Annotated in this window: 17 protein-coding genes and 1 pseudogene; 12 read left to right on the forward strand and 6 right to left on the reverse strand. The window is 74.8% G+C overall.

Annotation, left to right across the window (positions count from 1 at the left end; all coding sequences use genetic code 11):
- The first annotated feature begins 43 nt into the window (after window positions 1-43).
- A complete protein-coding gene (locus tag ABT238_RS25065) occupies window positions 44-934 on the forward strand; it encodes an alpha/beta fold hydrolase (protein ID WP_350790991.1) in 891 nt (296 codons plus the stop codon).
- Here the strand turns inward: ABT238_RS25065 and ABT238_RS25070 are convergent.
- Window positions 909-1,652, reverse strand: a complete 744-nt coding sequence (locus ABT238_RS25070; RefSeq protein WP_350791005.1) for an SAM-dependent methyltransferase — start codon at window positions 1,650-1,652, stop codon at window positions 909-911. The genes ABT238_RS25065 and ABT238_RS25070 overlap by 26 nt on opposite strands.
- Before the next feature lie 24 nt (window positions 1,653-1,676).
- The gene (locus ABT238_RS25075) at window positions 1,677-2,816 is read right to left on the reverse strand and encodes a glycosyltransferase (protein ID WP_502891460.1); all 1,140 of its coding nucleotides are present in this window, start codon (window positions 2,814-2,816) and stop codon (window positions 1,677-1,679) included.
- A gap of 57 nt (window positions 2,817-2,873) precedes the next feature.
- Here ABT238_RS25075 and ABT238_RS25080 point away from each other — a divergent pair, with 57 nt between their 5' ends.
- On the forward strand, window positions 2,874-3,644 hold the full coding sequence (locus ABT238_RS25080; RefSeq protein WP_350791029.1) for a glutamate racemase: 771 nt from the start codon (window positions 2,874-2,876) through the stop codon (window positions 3,642-3,644).
- Between the two features lie 21 nt (window positions 3,645-3,665).
- On the opposite strand, the gene ABT238_RS25085 is transcribed toward ABT238_RS25080, so the two are convergent.
- Window positions 3,666-4,808: a class I SAM-dependent methyltransferase gene (locus ABT238_RS25085; protein WP_350791046.1), complete on the reverse strand. Its 1,143-nt coding sequence runs from the start codon at window positions 4,806-4,808 to the stop codon at window positions 3,666-3,668.
- A 160-nt stretch (window positions 4,809-4,968) separates the two neighbouring features.
- On the opposite strand from ABT238_RS25085, the pseudogene ABT238_RS38830 reads away from it, so the two are divergent.
- Window positions 4,969-5,227, forward strand: a pseudogene (locus ABT238_RS38830) (hypothetical protein); the annotation flags it as partial.
- Window positions 5,228-5,524: 297 nt separating this feature from the next.
- On the opposite strand, the gene ABT238_RS25095 reads toward ABT238_RS38830, so the two are convergent.
- Window positions 5,525-6,718 (reverse strand): polysaccharide deacetylase family protein, encoded by a 1,194-nt coding sequence (locus tag ABT238_RS25095; RefSeq protein WP_350568960.1) that lies wholly within the window; start codon window positions 6,716-6,718, stop codon window positions 5,525-5,527.
- A 457-nt stretch (window positions 6,719-7,175) separates the two neighbouring features.
- Here ABT238_RS25095 and ABT238_RS25100 point away from each other — a divergent pair, with 457 nt between their 5' ends.
- The 6 genes from ABT238_RS25100 to ABT238_RS25125 all read left to right on the forward strand — a co-directional run bounded on the left by ABT238_RS25100 (window position 7,176) and on the right by ABT238_RS25125 (window position 11,731).
- Window positions 7,176-7,445, forward strand: a complete 270-nt coding sequence (locus tag ABT238_RS25100; protein WP_350568961.1) for a hypothetical protein — start codon at window positions 7,176-7,178, stop codon at window positions 7,443-7,445.
- A 272-nt stretch (window positions 7,446-7,717) separates the two neighbouring features.
- Window positions 7,718-8,560, forward strand: a complete 843-nt coding sequence (locus ABT238_RS25105) for a polysaccharide deacetylase family protein (protein WP_350568963.1) — start codon at window positions 7,718-7,720, stop codon at window positions 8,558-8,560.
- Entirely contained in the window at window positions 8,553-9,737 is a 1,185-nt protein-coding gene (locus ABT238_RS25110; RefSeq protein WP_350568964.1) for a glycosyltransferase, read from the forward strand. Before ABT238_RS25105 ends, ABT238_RS25110 begins: the two co-directional genes overlap by 8 nt.
- A 44-nt stretch (window positions 9,738-9,781) precedes the next feature.
- Window positions 9,782-10,540 (forward strand): sugar transferase, encoded by a 759-nt coding sequence (locus tag ABT238_RS25115; protein WP_350568965.1) that lies wholly within the window; start codon window positions 9,782-9,784, stop codon window positions 10,538-10,540.
- Between the two features lie 26 nt (window positions 10,541-10,566).
- On the forward strand, window positions 10,567-11,220 hold the full coding sequence (locus tag ABT238_RS25120) for a NeuD/PglB/VioB family sugar acetyltransferase (protein ID WP_350568966.1): 654 nt from the start codon (window positions 10,567-10,569) through the stop codon (window positions 11,218-11,220).
- 10 nt (window positions 11,221-11,230) lie between these two features.
- Window positions 11,231-11,731 carry an NUDIX hydrolase gene (locus ABT238_RS25125; protein ID WP_350568967.1) on the forward strand — a complete coding sequence of 167 codons (501 nt, stop codon included), beginning with the start codon at window positions 11,231-11,233 and terminating at the stop codon, window positions 11,729-11,731.
- On the opposite strand, the gene ABT238_RS25130 is transcribed toward ABT238_RS25125, so the two are convergent.
- Complete coding sequence (locus ABT238_RS25130; RefSeq protein WP_350568969.1) at window positions 11,728-12,657, reverse strand: NAD-dependent epimerase/dehydratase family protein; 930 nt, start codon at window positions 12,655-12,657, stop codon at window positions 11,728-11,730. The genes ABT238_RS25125 and ABT238_RS25130 overlap by 4 nt on opposite strands.
- Window positions 12,658-12,798: 141 nt before the next feature.
- Window positions 12,799-13,332 carry a PTS-dependent dihydroxyacetone kinase phosphotransferase subunit DhaM gene (locus ABT238_RS25135; RefSeq protein ID WP_350568971.1) on the reverse strand — a complete coding sequence of 178 codons (534 nt, stop codon included), beginning with the start codon at window positions 13,330-13,332 and terminating at the stop codon, window positions 12,799-12,801.
- 395 nt (window positions 13,333-13,727) lie between these two features.
- Between ABT238_RS25135 and ABT238_RS25140 the strand changes: the two genes are divergently transcribed.
- From ABT238_RS25140 to ABT238_RS25150, 3 genes are all read left to right on the forward strand, one after another.
- Window positions 13,728-13,979, forward strand: coding sequence for a DUF397 domain-containing protein (locus tag ABT238_RS25140; RefSeq protein WP_350569024.1), 252 nt, complete (start codon window positions 13,728-13,730; stop codon window positions 13,977-13,979).
- A gap of 736 nt (window positions 13,980-14,715) precedes the next feature.
- Window positions 14,716-15,210, forward strand: coding sequence for a hypothetical protein (locus tag ABT238_RS25145; protein ID WP_350568972.1), 495 nt, complete (start codon window positions 14,716-14,718; stop codon window positions 15,208-15,210).
- A 412-nt stretch (window positions 15,211-15,622) separates the two neighbouring features.
- Complete coding sequence (locus tag ABT238_RS25150; RefSeq protein WP_350568974.1) at window positions 15,623-16,864, forward strand: acyl-CoA dehydrogenase family protein; 1,242 nt, start codon at window positions 15,623-15,625, stop codon at window positions 16,862-16,864.
- Window positions 16,865-16,879: the final 15 nt, after the last annotated feature.

A 16,879-nucleotide genomic window follows, 5' to 3' on the forward strand; every position in this document is an offset into this window, starting at 1 on the left:
ACAGCTCTATCTCTAACCCTTGCTCACGTGTTTAATGGTTAGCATGAGCGAGCTGACGATCCCGCACGTCCACCACCGCCGCGTCGACGTCGACGGTCTGCGTGTCTTCTACCGGGAGACCGGGCCGGCCGACGCCCCCGTGCTCCTGCTGCTGCACGGTTTCCCGTCCGCCTCCCACCAGTTCCGCCGGCTCTTCGACGCACTCGGCACCCGCCACCGGCTGATCGCCCCCGACTACCCGGGCTTCGGCCACAGCGACAGCCCCGCCCCCGGCGCCTTCCCCTACCGCTTCGACACCCTGGCCGACGTCGTCGAGGGTTTCTGCCGGGCCCTCGGCCTCGACCGCTTCGCCCTCTACGTCTTCGACTTCGGCGCCCCCGTCGGCCTGCGGCTCGCCACCCGCCACCCCGAGTGGATCACCGGCCTGGTCGTCCAGAACGGCAACGCCTACGAGGAGGGACTCTCCGACCGGGCCCGCGCGTTCATCGCCAACCGCCCCGGCGTCGAGGGCGCCGCCGACCGCGTCCGCGAGATCCTCACCCTGGAGATCACCCGCTCCCAGTACGAGGGCGGCACCGGTGATCCCACGCTGGTCGCCCCCGACGGCTGGACCCTCGACCAGCACCACCTCGACCTGCCCGGCCGCAAGGACATCCAGGTCGAACTCGCCCTCGACTACCACAGCAACGTCGAGCTCTACCCCGTCTGGCAGGAGTGGCTGCGCACCCGGCGCCCGCCCACGCTCGTCGTCTGGGGCCGCAACGACCCGTTCTTCACCGAGCCCGGCGCCCGCGCCTACCTGCGCGACGTGCCCGACGCCGAACTCCACGTCCTCGACACCGGGCACTTCGCCCTGGAGGAGAAGCTGCCCGAGATCGCCCCGCTGATCGACGGCTTCCTCGTCCGGATCAGTCGCGGCGCAGCAGCAGCGTGACGAAGCCGAGCGTCCCCCGGTAGCCGTGCAGCCACTCGGCGCGGTGCAGGTCGGCCGCCGCCCTGGCGGCCCCGGCGTCCGGGTGCTCCGGGTGGTCCAGCGCCCACTCGGCCAGCGTGCCCGTCCAGGAGAACTCGTAGTCGTCCCACTCCCGCGGGCTGCTCACATGGCCGGTCACCGGCGTCCAGCCGTCCGCCGCCACCCGGTCCACCGTGGTCGCGAGGTCCGCGTACTCCCCGGGCGCGGCGCCGAGCGCGGCCAGCGCCGCCGCCGAGGGCTCGCGCTCCCAGAACCCCTCGCCCACCAGCACCCGGCCGCCCGGCGCCAGGTGCTCCCGGGCGGCCGCCAGCGCCGGCAGCAGACCGCCGAAGACGTGCGTCGCGCCGATGTTCAGGACCAGCTCGAAGGGCCGGCGGTCGGTGAACTCCCGGGCGTCCAGGTGGTGCAGGTCGATCCGCCGCTGCACCCCCAGCGCCTCGGCCGACTCCCGGGCCAGGGTCAGCGCCGCGGCGTCCAGGTCCACCCCGGTCGCCCGCCAGCGCGGCCGCGCGCTCAGCGCCCGCAGCAGCCAGGCGGCCCGCCCGCACCCCAGGTCCAGCGCCCGCCCCTCGTCCGCGGCGAGCGCCCGGTCCAGCAGCGCCGCCACCGACCCGTCGGAGAGCGGCGCGGCGATCGGGTGGCGGGCGTGCGCGAGCCGGGAGATCGTCTGACGGTCCATCCGACCAGTGTGGACCAGCCGGGCTCAGTACGTCCGGCCTTTCCAGGCGGCCCCCCGGCCGCGCCAGTGCTGCACCGCCGAGTCGACCGTCATCAGCAGGTAGAGCGAGGCCGTGAACGGCAGCAGCAGGGCGGCCGGCGGCGGCTGCCGGTAGTAGCGCAGCATCGGCACGAAGGTCCCCGCCATCAGCGCCCAGGCCGCCCCGCCCGCCGCCGCCACCGGCCAGGCACCCGCCGCGATCCCCGCCACCGTCGCCACCGGCGGCACCAGGTAGACGAGCGCCAGCCCCAGCACCGTCCCCAGCAGCAGCACCGGCGAGTGCCGCAGCTGGGCGTAGGCACTGCGCGACACCATCCGCCACAGCTGCGCGAGGCGCGGGTACGGCCGCACGCTGTCCACCTGCTCGGCCAGCCCCAGCCAGGTCCGGCCGCCGGCCGCCTTCACCGCCCGGGCCAGCGACACGTCGTCGATCACCGCGCCCCGGATCGCCGCCACCCCGCCCGCCCGCTCCAGCGCCTCCCGGCGCACCAGCGAGCAGCCGCCGGCCGCCGCGGCCGTCCGCGCCCCGGGCCGGTTGCTCCACCGGAACGGGTACAGCTGGGCGAAGAAGTACACGAAGGCCGGCACGATCAGCCGCTCCCAGCCCGTCTCCACCCGCAGCCGGGCCATCTGGGACACCAGGTCCAGCCGCGCGCTCTGCGCCGCGGCCACCAGCTCGGCCAGCGAGTCCGGGCCGTGCGCGATGTCCGCGTCGGTCAGCAGCAGGTACTCCGCGTCCGGCCCGGCCAGCTCCACCCCGTGCCGCAGCGCCCACAGCTTGCCGGTCCACCCCGGCGGCAGCGGGGGAGGGGTGGTCACCGTCAGCTCCAGGCCCTCCGGGGTGGCGAGCGAGCGCGCCAGCGCGCCCGTCCCGTCCGAACTGTGGTCGTCCACCAGCACCACCCGGGCCCGCCCCGGGTACTTCTGCGCCAGCAGGCCGGGCAGCGACACGGGCAGCACCCCGGCCTCGTCCCGGGCCGGCACCACCACCGCCACCTGCGGCCAGCGCTCCGGCGGCCGGCGCTCCGGCAGCCGCACGTCGGTGCGCCAGAACAGCCCGTGGCAGCCCGCCAGCCACAGCCAGACCAGCAGGGAGAACGCGGCGATCCACAGCAGGACGGTCACCCGGGCAGTCTGCCGTACGGGAGGCCTCCAGGGGGCCATCGGCTAAAGTCTTGACCTGTGAAGATCGCACTGATGGACTCGGGAATCGGCCTGCTGGCCGCCGCCGCCGTACTCCGGAGGCTGCGTCCGGACGTCGACCTGGTGCTCTCCTCCAACCCCGCCTCGATGCCCTGGGGCCCGCAGACGCCCGAGGAGATCACCGAACTCGCCCTCGGCTGCGCCCGGGCCGCCGCCGAGTACCGGCCGGACGCGCTGATCGTCGCCTGCAACACCGCCTCCGTCCACGCGCTCGCCGCGCTGCGCGCCGAGCTGGAGCCCGGACTGCCGGTCATCGGCACCGTCCCGGCGATCAAGCCGGCCGCCGCCATCGGCGGCCCGGTCGCCATCTGGGCCACCCCGGCCACCACCGGCAGCCCGTACCAGCGCGGGCTGATCCGCGACTTCGGCGGGACGGCCGACGTCACGGAGGTCGCCTGCCCCGGGCTCGCCGACGCCATTGAGCACGGCGACGACGCGGCCATCGAGGCGGCCATCGCCGCCGCGGCCGCCCGCACCCCGGCCGGCACGGCGGCCGTCGTCCTCGGCTGCACCCACTACGAACTGGTCGCCGAGCGCATCCGCGCCGCCGTCGCCCCGACCGCCCTGCCGTCGCTGACCCTGCACGGCTCCGCCGAGCCGGTCGTCGCCCAGGCCCTGCGCCGCGTCCTCGACCCCGCCCGCGAGGGCGGCGCCACCCTCACCGTCCTCCACGCCGGTGCCCCCGCCACCCTCCCGCCCGCCGCCCTCACCTACCCCCAGGCCCTCCCCTTCACCGCCTCCGCCCCCTGACCCCGACCGCCTCCGAGGACGTCACCACCGCCCGGCGCTCGCTCCTCGGCTGCGCGATGTCTCCGCCCCCGCCCGGGGTTTGTGGGCGCCGCCCACTCCAGCAGGGCCCCGGACCGGCCGCCGGCCCCGCCCGATGCGCGAAAAGTCGGCCCGGCCGACGTCCCACTCCACTGACAGGCCGCCGGGGCCGTGAGGCGTCTGCGGCCGTGCTGCCATGGGTCCGAGGGCTGCGGCGCCAGGTGTTGGTGCGACCGCTGGTGCCTCAGTGGCTGATGTTGTTCCGATCTTGAGCGGTGTCGCTCGAACGAGAGTCTCAGTATCGGGTGACCACGGTGGGGGCGTCTCGACGCAGATCGTCGTGTGAGGCTCGCCGTGGTCCCGCAGGGAGGAGTGTCGCCCCTGCTCGGATCGTCGGCGCGCGAGATGGACGATGATGTCGGCGGCGATCTCGACCGTCTCGGGGAGGACCCGCGTGATCGCGTCGTACGCCTGCTGTCGCTCCGATCGCGGCAGTTGGAGATACGCCGAGACGGTCGACAGGTAGCCGGCGTAGTCGGGAGCGCTCATCGTCAAGCGCCGTTTGACGACGGCCTGCTGAACGTCGAGGAACAACGGAGACTGCTGCAGCTCCGTACCCGGCCACTGCATCTCCTCGCCCGGAGCGGTCCCGTCGGGAGACGGAACCTCGTCGTTCTCCAGGAACGGTGCCCGTGCCGCACGCACGGACTCCTCGACAGCCGGGTCAGCCAGCTGAACCTGGCCGCCGAACGAGGCGAACACACCCTCCGGTTCCAGTAGCGCGGCCACTCTTGACCACCGATCCTCCGGGCGTGTCCAGTGCAGGGCCGCCGCCGCATAGACCAATCCACAGGTCTCACCTGGCCGCAGGTCCTCGAACGCGGCCCGCACGGTCGTCACGTTCGGGGGCGCGGTCTTGTTCAGCTCGGCGAGCATGGCGGCGTCGGGTTCCGTCGCCGTGACCGTGACCCCAAGGTCAGCGAACAGGCGGGTTGCTTTGCCGGTCCCCGCACCGATCTCCAGGGCCGTCCGGATCGGCCGGCCCGCGTACGCCATCACCAAGTCGAAGAGTTCCTTGGGATACCCCGGCCGGAACCGTTCGTAGGCTTCCGCGATTGCGCCGAAGCTCAGTCCACGAGCAGACATGCCGACCATCCTCACACGAGCGGGGCAGACAGCGTTTGGCGGTACTCAGCGGCTTGGCCGTCCGACCGTGAGGGGTGCCGGTCGAACGGGAGTCTCGATCGGGTGAGTGCGGAGGCCGCCGCGTATGAAAGGCCGCTGCTACCGAGGCCGGGCCGGCTGCGCGGGCGTGATCGACTCCCGGTCCGTCAAGGCGGACGCCGTCGTCGGCGCCGACAGCCGCGGCTTCGACGGCGGCAAGCTGATCAACGGCCGCAAGCGACACGCCGTGGTCGACACCCCTGGCCTGCTGGGAGCAGTCTGCCGGCGCCTCGCGCGGGACTTCGAACGCTTCACCGGCAGCGCGGAGGCGACGGTCCACCGGCCAGGCGACGATGCTCATGACCCGCCGCCTGGCCCGGCCACGGCCTTCGCGAGCGTGAAACGGCCCGGCGCCGGCTCGGCGAGCCACCCGCACGCTGTCAGCTGCTTCGCCTTCGACCGCAACCCCTCGATCTTCGCGGGCGCCGGGTCCAGACCGAAGCAGCCCCATTTCTGGCTTGGGCGGCATGGCGGGTGGTGGGTGGAGTCGGGAGCCGGCTGAGCCGCCTGCGGGCCGGCGGTGGTGGTGGAGCAGGAAGTCGGCGTGGGCGGCTTTTCGTGCCGGGGAAGGGGAGTCCGGGGTGGCCTGGGGTGCGCAGGAAGTCGGTGGGGCGACTTCCTGCGCGCGAGGGGGAGGGTCAGGCGGCGTGGCCGCGCCAGCGGCGGTAGGCGGGTTCGAGGCCGGAGAGGATGGTGTCGAAGCGCCGGGTGCTGGTCGTGGAGTCCACCTGGAGCCGGCTGATCTGGAGAGGGTGGGAGGGGAGCCGGGGGCCGAGACGGTGGTCGGAGAGGAAGCCGAGCCGGTAGCCGAGTTCCTGCAGGACCGTCTCGGCCCGGACGTCGTGGCCGCCGTCCGGGTAGGCGAAGGCGACCGGGGGTTCGCCGAGCCAGTGGGTGAGGGCCTCGTGGGCGCCGGTGATCTCCGCGCGGACGGTGGCGTCGTCGCAGCGCCCGAGGCACGGGTGCCCCTGGGTGTGGTTGCCGATGGCGACGCCGCCCGCGCGCAGTGCCACCAGGTCGGCGGGCGTGAGCTGTTCCTGGCCGGGCGGGCGCCGGTCGGCGCTGACGCGCAGTTCGTGGAGGCTGCGCCGGCGGTCCGGGTCGGGCATCGCCTTGAGCCGGCGGAGCAACTGGGAGGGGTGGCCGCAGTCGAGCGAGCGGGCCCGGCCGCCGTGCCGGGCGAGGAAGTCGGCCTCGTGCCACCAGAACGGCTTCTCGGTACCGATCAGCTCGGAGATGACGAAGGCGGCGGCCGGGATGCCGCGTTCGATCAGCGCGGGCAGCGCATGGGTGAGGACGCTGCGGTCGGCGTCGTCGAAGGTCACCAGGACGCTGCGGGCGGGCAGCGGGCGCCGTTCGGCGACGGCCTGCTGCACGGCGGCCAGCGAGACGGGGGTCGCGAGTCTTCGCAGCCGGTCCAGCTGGGCGCCGAACGAGCGCGGGTCGGTGACCCCGTGGTAGGCGAGCACGGCGAGCCGCTGCGCCGCCCGGGCGCGGAAGAGCGGCTGGACGGGGGCGAACCGCAGCCACTCACCGCGCGCGTCGGCCGGGTGGCCGGCGGGGTGATCGGCCGGGCGGTCGGCACGGGCGGGTTCGGCCGGCGGGCGGGCCGGCCGGGAGCAGGCGCGGGTGGCGGTGGACCGCAGCGCCCGGCCGCCCGGCGGGAGCACGGTCTGCGGGAGGACGGCGGACGGGAGCACCGCCGGCGACAGGACGGACGGTGGCAGGACCGCCGGCGGGGTGACGATCGGCTGCCCGTCGGTCGTCACGGCGGCGGCCCCGGGTGGCCCGCCGGTGGTCGGCGGCGGCCGCAGGTCCGACAGGGCACTCACCCAGGCCCCGTTCCGGGCCGTGGGGCTGGAGGTCGACGTCGTGGAATGGGACTGCGGCACGGTTCCCCCTCGGTCGCCGATGCGGCGTGGCGGTACCGCCGGAGGACGGAGCCCGGCCTCCGACTCCAGGGCGCGGCGGCTCCGCCCCCTGGGTATGTCCGGTCCACGGCGGGGACTCCCAACCCGCACCGCGGACGGCTCCTGGATCGCTCAATGTAATGGAGACAGCTACGCCCCGTTGATGGTTGTACCGGACCGGCAAGGTTTTTTCGCAGACCGGGAACCATTCCGGGACGAGCCCGGAACGAGCCCGCGACACGGCGGGAACGAGCCGGGGGACGGCTCCGGAACACCTCCCCGCCCACCCGCCACTTCCGGCCGCGACCGTTACGGAGGGTGTCCGCCCGATCGCGCCGCGCGTGCTGCCCGCAGGTCGCTGCCGGGGTACCTTGGGCTCATGGCAGATGCGGAACGTGATCACTTCCACCCGCACGGCGCGACCCGGATGGCCCGGTACTGTCACGGTGGCCCGCTGGTCACCCACCAGGTGCCGCTCGCGCTGGTGGGCCTGGCCTGCCTCGCGCTGGGGATCGTGGTGGCGGTCGTGGTTCCGGACAGTGACGGCCCGGCCTGGGCGATGGCGGTGGCGGGTTGCCTCGCGGCCGGCGTGCTGCTGCTCGCCCGGATCGCCTTCGCGCTGTTCCGCCGCCGCCGCGCGGCGGCCTGAGCACGTAGCGGCCCGGGCGTCGGCGGCCTGAGCACGTAGCGGCCCGGGCGTGCGGCGGCCTGAGCACGGGACCGACACCGATCACCCGATCGAGTCCAACCGGTCAGATCGACAGGTTTTCAGCCCATCTGCCAACCCCTTCTCGCTTCTTTCACAATTCCAGGGCACCAGCCCCACAGTTCCCCCTACTGTGATGACCGTCCGGGGTGCCGACCGCACCGGATGCGAGGCCACTTGCCGGCGCCGGGGAGGGCGCCGCAGAGGGGGGAACCATGAGCGGCACCGCCGCGCCCGGAACGGCCCCGGTCAGCGGGGGAATCCGGACCCGGGTGAAGCGCCAGCTGGCACGCCGGGTCGGCAGCACCCCCGGCGAGGGCGCCACCGTGCTGATCTACCACCGGGTGGGCGGCGGGAGCCCGGACGAGCTGGACGTCGCCACCGCCGACTTCGCCGCCCAGGCCGACCTGCTCGCCGCCCTGCCCCCCGGGCGGGTGGTCTCGCTGGACGAGGCCACCGACCGGATCGAGGCCGGCCGCCGCACCCCGAGCGTCGTCCTCACCTTCGACGACGGCTTCGCGGACGTCTACGACAACGCCTGGCCGCTGCTGCGCGAACGCGGGCTGCCGTTCACCGTCTACCTGACCAGCGGTCACGTCGGCGGCGAGATGCGCTGGGAGGGCTCGACCGCCAAGGTGGCCGGCGCCCCCGCGCTCAGCTGGGAGCAGCTGCGCGAGATGACCGCCTCCGGCCTGTGCACGGTCGCCAACCACACCCGCACCCACGCCCGCCCCCAACTGCTCTCCGTCGCCGAGCTGGACGCCTGCAACGACGACGTCGAGGAGCACCTGGGCGTCCGCCCCAGCCACTACGCCTACACCTGGGGCGTGCCGGTCCCACACATGGAGCCGGCCCTGCGGGCCCGCTTCCGGACCGCCGCCACCGGCGAGGTCGGCCGCAACACCCCCGGCGTCGACCCGGTCCGGCTGCGCCGGGTACCGGTCCGCCGCACCGACCCGATCGACTTCTTCCGCGCCAAGCTGCACGGCCGGCTGATCCCCGAGCTCGCCTACGCCCGGATCGTCGCCACCGCCAAGGCGGTGGGCGCCCGTGCCTGAGGACCGGATCCCGCGGCGCCTGCGCGGCCCCGGCGGCCGCCCGCTGCGCGTCGCCCACCTCACCACCGTCGACATGAGCCTGCAACTGCTGCTCGCCACCGAGCTGAAGGTCGACCTGGAGGCCGGCTTCGAGACGTACGGGATCAGCGCGCCCGGCCCGTACGTCCCCGAGCTGGAGGCGATCGGGGTGCGCCACGAGCCGCTGCACGCGCTCACCCGGGCCTGGGAGCCGCGCGCCGACGCCGTCGCCGCCCGCGAACTGCTCGCCGTCCTCGACCGGATCCGCCCGGACGTGCTGCACACCCACAACCCGAAGACCGGCGTGCTCGGCCGCGTCCTCGGCCGCCTCGCCCGGGTCCCGGTCGTGGTCAACACCTGCCACGGCCTCTGGGCGCAGGCCCACGACCCGCTCGCCAAGCGGGCCTTCGTACTGGGCGCCGAGGCCTTCGCGGCCCGCTTCTCGCACGCCGAGCTGTACCAGAACGGCGAGGACCGCCGCACCCTGGCCCGCGCCGTCCCGGCCCGCCGCTCCCGGGTGGTCGGCAACGGCGTGGACCTCACCCGCTTCGCCACCGACCCGGGCGAGCGCGAGCGCACCCGCGCCGCCCTGCGCGCCGAACTCGGTGTCGGGCCGGACGAACTGCTCGTCGGCGGGGTCGGCCGACGGGTCGCCGAGAAGGGCATCGCGGAGTACGCCGAGGCGGCCCGCGCGCTGGCCGGCAAGGCCCGGTTCGTCTGGATCGGCCCGGACGACCCGGACAAGCCGGACGCCCACGGCGCCGAGTCCGGTGTCGCCTTCCTCGGCCCGCGCGGCGACATGCCCGCCGTCTACGCCGCCCTCGACGTCTTCGTCCTCCCCTCCTACCGGGAGGGGTTCTCCCGCTCCGCCATGGAGGCCGCCGCCGGCGGCCTGCCGATGGTGCTCAGCGACATCCGCGGCTGCCGCGAGATCGGCACCCACGACGAGCACCTGCTCCTCGCCCCGCCCGGCGACGCCCGGGCCCTCACCGGCGCGCTGGACCGGCTCCTCACCGAGCCCGGCCTGCGCGAGCGTCTCGGCGCCGCGGCCCGCCGCCGCGCCACCGAGCAGTTCGACCAGCGGGCGGTCGCCGCCGTCTCGCTGGCCACCTACGCGGCCGTCGCCCGCGCCAAGGGACTGCCCTGGACGGCCGGCTGAGCCCATCCACGACCCACACCACCGCATCAGGGGGAAGGACCGTCATGAAGCGAGGGGGGGACCTCGTGATCACCGTCCTGGCCGGGATCGCCGCGATTCCGCTCGGCCTGGTGATCGCCCTGCTGATCCGCTGCACGATGGGCGGACCGGTGCTCTTCCGGCAGACCCGGACGGGGTTGCACGGCAAGGAGTTCGAGATCCTCAAGTTCCGCACCATGCGGGACAGGCGTTTCCCCGAGGAGCCGGACGCTCCCCGGATCACCCGGCTCGGAGAACTGCTCCGCCGGACCAGCCTGGACGAGCTGCCGCAGCTGTGGAACGTCGCACGCGGCGAGATGGGCGTGATCGGGCCCCGGCCCACCCTGCCCGAGCAGGTCGCCCACTACTCCCGCCGGCAGCGCGGCCGGCTCGACGTCCGGCCCGGCCTCACCGGCTGGGCCCAGGTGCGCGGGCGCAACTCCATCACCTGGCCCGAGCGGATCGAACTCGACCTCTGGTACGTCCGCAACCGCTCGCTCGCGCTCGACCTTCGGATCCTGCTGCTGACCGTCAAGGTGCTGCTGCGCCCGGCCGGGATCACCGCGGCCGGCGGCGTCAACCCGGGCTTCCCGGCGCCCACCGAGCCGGCCGAGACCAGTGCTCCGGTGCCGGTGGCGCTGCCCTCGGCCGCGGCCGCGAACGAGCAGCAGCCCGCCGTGATCGGCCTGCCCCGGCAGAGCACCGGACCGCGGCCGGCCCCGCCGGTCCGTACGCCGGCGGCCCGTACGCCGGCGGTCCGCGCCGCCGTCGAGGAGGCGTCCTGACCACCGGACCCGGCAGGATGGCCCCCGTGCCCTCCGCAACCGCCCCGAGCGGGCTCTGGATCGCCGGCGCCGGGGGCGTCGGCCGCGAGGCGCTGGACACCGCGCTCGCGGCCGGCGTCCCGGTCGCGGGCTTCCTCGACGACCACCGCCACGGCGCCACCGTCCGCGGCCTGCCCGTCCGCAGGCCCGCCGACCTCGGACCCGGCGACCGCTACCTGGTCGGGATCGCCGACCCGGCCGTCCGGCAGCGGCTCGCCGCCCTGCTGGACGGCCTGGGCGCGCGGCCGGCCACCCTGGTCCACCCCCGGGCGCTGATCGCCCCGGACACCGTGCTCGGCCCGGGCTGCCTGGTGATGGGCGGCGCCTACGTGTCCAGCAGCGTGCGGCTCGGCGCGCACAGCCAGGTCCACTACAACGCCACGGTCGGGCACGACGCCGTGCTCGGTGAGCGGGTGACGGTCTATCCGGGCGGCAACGTCTCGGGCGCCGTACTGCTCGCGGACGGCGCCACCGTCGGCTCCAACGCCGTGGTCCTCCAGGGCCGCAAGGTCGGCGAGGCCGCCTTCGTGGGCGCGGCCGCCGTGGTGACCAGGGACGTGCCGCCCGGCGAGGTCGTGGTCGGCTCCCCGGCCCGCCCGCTGCGTCCTGAGGGCGGGCGGCGCCGACCCGGGCCCGGATAGGGTGCGGGGCATGGCCATTCCCGAGTTCCTCGCCGATCTGCGCGCCGTGGTCGGCCCCCGCATGCTCTGGCTCAGCGCCGTCGTCGCGGTCGTCCTGGACGACGACGGCCGGGTGCTGCTCGTTCAGCGCGCCGACGACGGCTGCTGGACGCCGCCCGGCGGCATCCTCGACCCGGGCGAGCAGCCCGCCGACGGCGCGGTCCGCGAGTGCCTGGAGGAGACCGGCGTCGTCGCCGCCCCCGACCGTCTGGTCACGGTCACCGTCTCGCCGGAGATCACCTACCCCAACGGCGACATGACGCAGTACCTGGAGGTCGTCTTCCGCTGCCGCCCGGTGGGCGGCGAGGTCCGCGTGGACGAGGACGAGACGCTGGCGGTCGGCTGGTACGCCCTGGACCAGCTGCCGCCGATGGCCGAGAAGGAGCTCGCCTGGATCCACCGCGCGCTGTCCGGCCCGGCCGAGGCCGCCTTCGAGTGGAACGGCGCGCTGCTCCCTCGGACCACGCCCTAGAGGCCGCGGAACCAGTCCGCGGTGCGCTCCAGGCCCTCGCGCAGCGGCACCGGCCGGACGTCCGGGAACAGCTCGCGCAGCCGTGTGTTGTCGGCCTGCGAGTCCCGGACGTCGCCGGGCCGCGGGTCGACGTGCGCCACCTCGACCGGGTGGCCGAGCACCGACTCCAGCTCGCCGATCAGCTCCATCAGCGAGGTGCGGGTGCCGAAGGCCAGGTTCACCGGGTCCGGGTGGACCACCCGGCGCAGCACCGCCTCGGTGATCACCTGGGTGACGGTGCCGACGAAGGTGAAGTCCCGGCTCTGCCCGCCGTCCCCGTGCACGGTCAGCGGCCGCCCGGCGAGCGCGGCGTCCAGGAAGGCCGGGACGACGGCCGCGTAGGCGTGCCCGGCGGGCTGCAGCGGGCCGAAGACGTTGAAGAACCGCAGCGGGAGCACGCCCAGCCCGTAGCAGTGGTGGTAGGCCGCCAGGTAGGACTCGGTGGCGAGCTTGCTGACCGCGTACGGGCTCATCGGCGCGGTGCGCATGGTCTCGCGCTTGGGCAGTTCGCGGTTGGCGCCGTAGACCGAGGAGGAGGACGCGGCGGCCACGTACAGGCCGCCGGCGCGGCGGGCCGCCTCCAGCACCTCCAGGGTGCCGGTGGCGTTGGCGTGGTGGCTGGCCAGCGGGTCGGCCACCGAGCGGGGCACCGAGGGCAGCGCGGCGAGGTGGACCACGGCGTCGGCCCCGGCGAAGACCTCGTCCAGCAGCGCCCGGTCGAGGATGCTGCCCTCGTGGAACACGGCGTCGGTGCCGGCCAGGTTGGCCTTCCGCCCGGTGGAGAGGTCGTCCACGACCCGGACCTGGTCCACCTCTGGCCGGGCCGACAGGGCCCGGACCAGGTTGGCCCCGATGAATCCGGCTCCGCCGGTGACGACCACGCGCATGGCTGAGGTTCCCCCCTCACGACCACCCGGCCCCTCGGCCGGCCCTGCGCCGATGGTAGCCGCGCGGTCACCCGCGGTGGGCCGGAACTCCGAGAACGGCCGGAAGCGGCCACGGAGGCCCCGGTGGGCCCCGGGCCGGGATCAGCCCTTGGGCTGGCGGTACGCCTCCTCGGCGGCGTCCAGCACCGCCGCGAGGTCGCCGCCGGCGGTGGCGGTGGCGACGGCGGCCACCGCGCCCTCGACGAACGGGGCGTTGGCGAACCGGACCGGGAACGGCAGGCCGTGCTCGTCGGCGTCGGCGAGCAGCGTCCGGACGGTGGTCACCGCGCCGCCGAGGTCGGCCAGCACCACCACGCCGTGGCCCTGGTCGACCCGCCGGGTGGCGGCGGCGACCAGCACGGCGCTGATGCCGGGGCCGTCCACCAGGCCCCCGCCGGTGGCGGCCACCGGGGCGGGCGAGTCGTCGCCGGCGAGCGCGAGGGCGAGGGCGCGCACGGCGGTGGCGAGTTCCTGGCTGTGCGAGACGAGGACGACGCCGACCCGGCCGTGCGCGGGCGGGCGGCCCGGGGTGGGCCGGGGGCGTGGGGCGGGCGGGGTGCGGGGCGCCGGGGGATGGGCCGAGGGGGCGTCGGAGATGGGGATGACATCGGCGCGGGTGCCGTCCCGGCGGCTCATCGGCTGCTCCTCGGGGCGCTCGGTGGGGATCTGTGGGGATCTGTGGGGATCTGTGGGGATCTGTGGGGATCTGTGGGGATCGGAGGGGATCGGAGGGGTCCGGCGGGGATCGGTCGAGCGTCGGGCGGATTCGATCGGGCTCGGTCGGATCCGGCCGACTTCGAAGGGCCCCGGCGGGGCGTGCGGGCGGGCTCCCCACACTCTGGCAGTTCGCCCGCCGCCCGCCCGCGCGGGACACGCCCCCGCGGGGCCGGGCCGGCGCCGCTGACGGCCCGCCGGTCCGGCCGGGGGAGTCCGGTCGATCCCGCTGACCGGGGCCGTGCGGGTGACTAGGCTGAGGCCGTTCAGGCCGTCGGGAGGAGAGACCAGCAGTGGCAGCCAACAGCGGGACCGGGGTGGAGTCGGTCGAGGCCGGGCCGGCGGGAGCGTCGGAGGTCGGCGCGAACGGGAAGCCGAAGGTGGACTTCACCGGGGCGACCTGGCTGTGCAGCAGCCAGGGCGTGGGCGACGTCCAGATCGCCTTCGTGGACGGCTACATCGGCATGCGGGACGGCCGTCAGGAGGACGGCCCGGTCCTGGTGTTCACACCGGGGGAGTGGCGGGCCTTCGTGCTCGGCGCGCGGGACGGCGAGTTCGACCTCACCTGACCGGACCCCTCCGCGTCCCCTCCGTGCCGCGGAGGGGACGCCCCCGGCGGGCCGGGACGCCGTCCGGTACGCCGCTCGGAGCCCGAAGGTCTCCGGCGGTCATCGTTCCGATCACATTTGAGCGTGCCCTGTCATAATTTCTGTTGACTGGTGGACAAACGCAGCTCAGAGTATGAGCACAGGCAGACGCCGTGCCCACCGCCCCCACGCGGCCAGACACGGCGCCTGCTGTGCAACCCGGCAGCGCTGCCGAGTCTCCTCCCAGTCATCCCCTGCGCACCGGGGTGCGTCGGCCGGTCCCGGCCCACGAAGGGCCGGCAGTCGCCGGGAGGATGGCGCCGACTCCGAGAGCGACTCGGAGGACGGTGCCGTGCTCGGGACCCGCACGCCCCCACGCGGCGGCGTCCCGAGCAGATCCGCGGGAGCGACGGGCCGGGGCCCCGCGGACCTTGCTTGTGATGCATGGAACTGTTGGCTTGTGTGCTGTGCGGTGTGCGACGTCGAAGCTGGGTGCTCGGCGGATCGGCACGACGGTGTGCACAGTGAGGGAAACGCGTGTAGGGCCGCGTTGCGACATGCCGTCCCCCCGAAGGGTGAAACCCAGAACGGCTGTCGTGCTGAACCGAACGTAGCCCGGACGGTTGCTCAGAGTCAACATTGGTCTCTGAGCGTGGATCTCCGTCCGGTGCCCCACCCACCCCGCGAAGGCGCTCTGCCGGGCACGTACGATGTTCCCATGTCTTTTCTCCGCCGTCGCTCCGGTCAGCCCACCGGCCCGGACTTCGACGTGCTCGCCATGGACCCGGGTGACTGGCCGGGCGACTTCGGCGCAGCCATGATGACCGGCCCGGACGGTTCCTGCCAGGGGATTTTCCTGCGCTACGACCTGTTCGGCGGCAGAGGCCCGGCGATGTTCATCGGCAACCTCCCCGAGGGTTCGCCGGCCCGGGAGACCGGCGACAGCGTGCCCTTCGAGGTGCGCCAGCTGCTCGCGGCCCTGGAGGACGAGGAACCGGTCGAGTTCGTCTCGGCGGAGGACTTCCCGGTGATGCTCGGGGACGACCTGCTGATCGTGAAGAAGGTCAAGGTCAGCGAAGGCCGGGTCTTCTGTGCCCAGTTCGGCCGGAGTGACGGAGTGCAGGTCACCATCGCCTCCTGGGACCGACCGATTTCGGACGACCTCTACCAGTTGCTCAAGCCGCTGCCCGCGGACATGTTCCAGCAGGGCTGACCGGGTCCGGAACCGTGCCCCGGAGGGCAGGGTTCCGCTTCTCGTCCCGCTGCTCGCCGGGCTCCCGCCGCCCCGGGCGTTCCGGGCCCCGGACGCTGCTTGACGGCCTCGATCACGGCTTCGTAAAGTCGCGGACATGCCGTGCCGTCTCCCGCTGCTGACCCGTCGCAGCTACCTCGACCTGCGGCGCACCGCCAGCGCGGCGTGTCCGGGTCACTGAGGGGGATTCGTCCCCGAGGCGGCGGGCGGCCGGCCGTTCGGCCGGCGCCGGTCCGGGGGCGGCCGTTCCGCTGAGCCCGGGTTCCGGGGGCGGGTGTTCCGCCGACCTCCGGGGTCGCCTCCCGGTACCGCGCGCCCGTCTCGGCGCGTCGAGGAGTCAGAGCCCACGCTGCCGCCCGGAGGCACCAGCCCCATGAGCACCACCATCGCCGACCAGTCGCCCGCCGTCCCGTCCCCCGTCGAGGCCGCCCTCGCCCGGCTGCCCCGGGTCGTCGACCTGCTGGCCGCCCGGGCCGAGGAGCACGACCGCGACGCCACCTTCCCGTACCAGGGCATCGAGGCCGTCCACGAGGCCGGCCTGCTCACCCTGACCGTCGACCGGCGGTACGGCGGGCCCGGCGGCTCGCTCGCCGACACCGTCCAGGTGCTGGCCCAACTCGGGCGCGGGGACGCCTCGGTGGCCGTGGTCACCGCGTTCACCCTGCTCCAGCACGCCGAACAGGCGCGGACCGCGAACTGGCCGACGGCCGGCTACCGGCGGCTGCTCACCGAGTCCCGGCGCGGCCCGGCCCTGGTCAACACCCTGTACGTGGAGCCCGGCGGCCGCAGCGGCGAGCCGCCGTCCACGCTGGCCCGGTGGGACGGCACCGGGTGGCGGCTCACCGGCCGCAAGACGTACTGCACCGGCGCCGAGGCGCTCGCCTGGATGGCGGTGACCGCCCGGACCGACGAACCGGAGCCCCGGACCGGCACCTTCCTGGTGCGCGGCGAGAGCGAGGGCCTGGAGGTCGACCCGACCTGGGACCAGCTCGGCCTGCGGGCCAGCGCCAGCCACGACGTGGTGCTGGACGAGGTCCGGGTGCCCGCCGAGCTCGCGCTCGGCCTGAATCCGTCGAAGGGCGGTACCGGAAAGGGCGCGACCGGTTCCGCCGCGCGCCCCGGTGGCGCTTCGGCCGCCGGGGTCGTTCCGGCGGCCGAACTGGCCCGGGCCTGGCACGATCTGGCGCTCTCCGCGGTCGCCGTCGGGGTCGCCCGCTCGGCCCAGGACTGGCTGGTCCGGTTCCTGCACCAGCGAACTCCGGCCAATCTCACCGAGCCGCTCGGCAGCCTGCCCCGCTACCGCAGCGCGCTGGGCGAGATCGAGGCCCAGCTGATCGGCGCCGAGGAACTGGTCCACGGACTGGCCCCCCGGGTGGACCGGGCCGAGCCGGACGCGGTCGCCCGCACCGGCCCGGCCCACCTGCTGGCCACCCGGGCGGCGATATCCGCCGTCCAGCAGGCCGTTTCGCTCACCGGCAACCCGGGACTGAGCCGCCGTCACCCGCTGGAGCGCTACCTGCGGGACGTGCTCAGCAGCCGGGTCCACCTGGCCCCCGACGAGGCCGTCCTGGAGGCCGCGGGCCGGGCCGCCCTGGACCGCGGCGCCCGGCACTGACCGGGCGCCGTCGGC

The sequence above is a fragment of the Kitasatospora sp. NPDC001527 genome (assembly GCF_040298605.1).
Taxonomy (GTDB): domain Bacteria; phylum Actinomycetota; class Actinomycetes; order Streptomycetales; family Streptomycetaceae; genus Kitasatospora.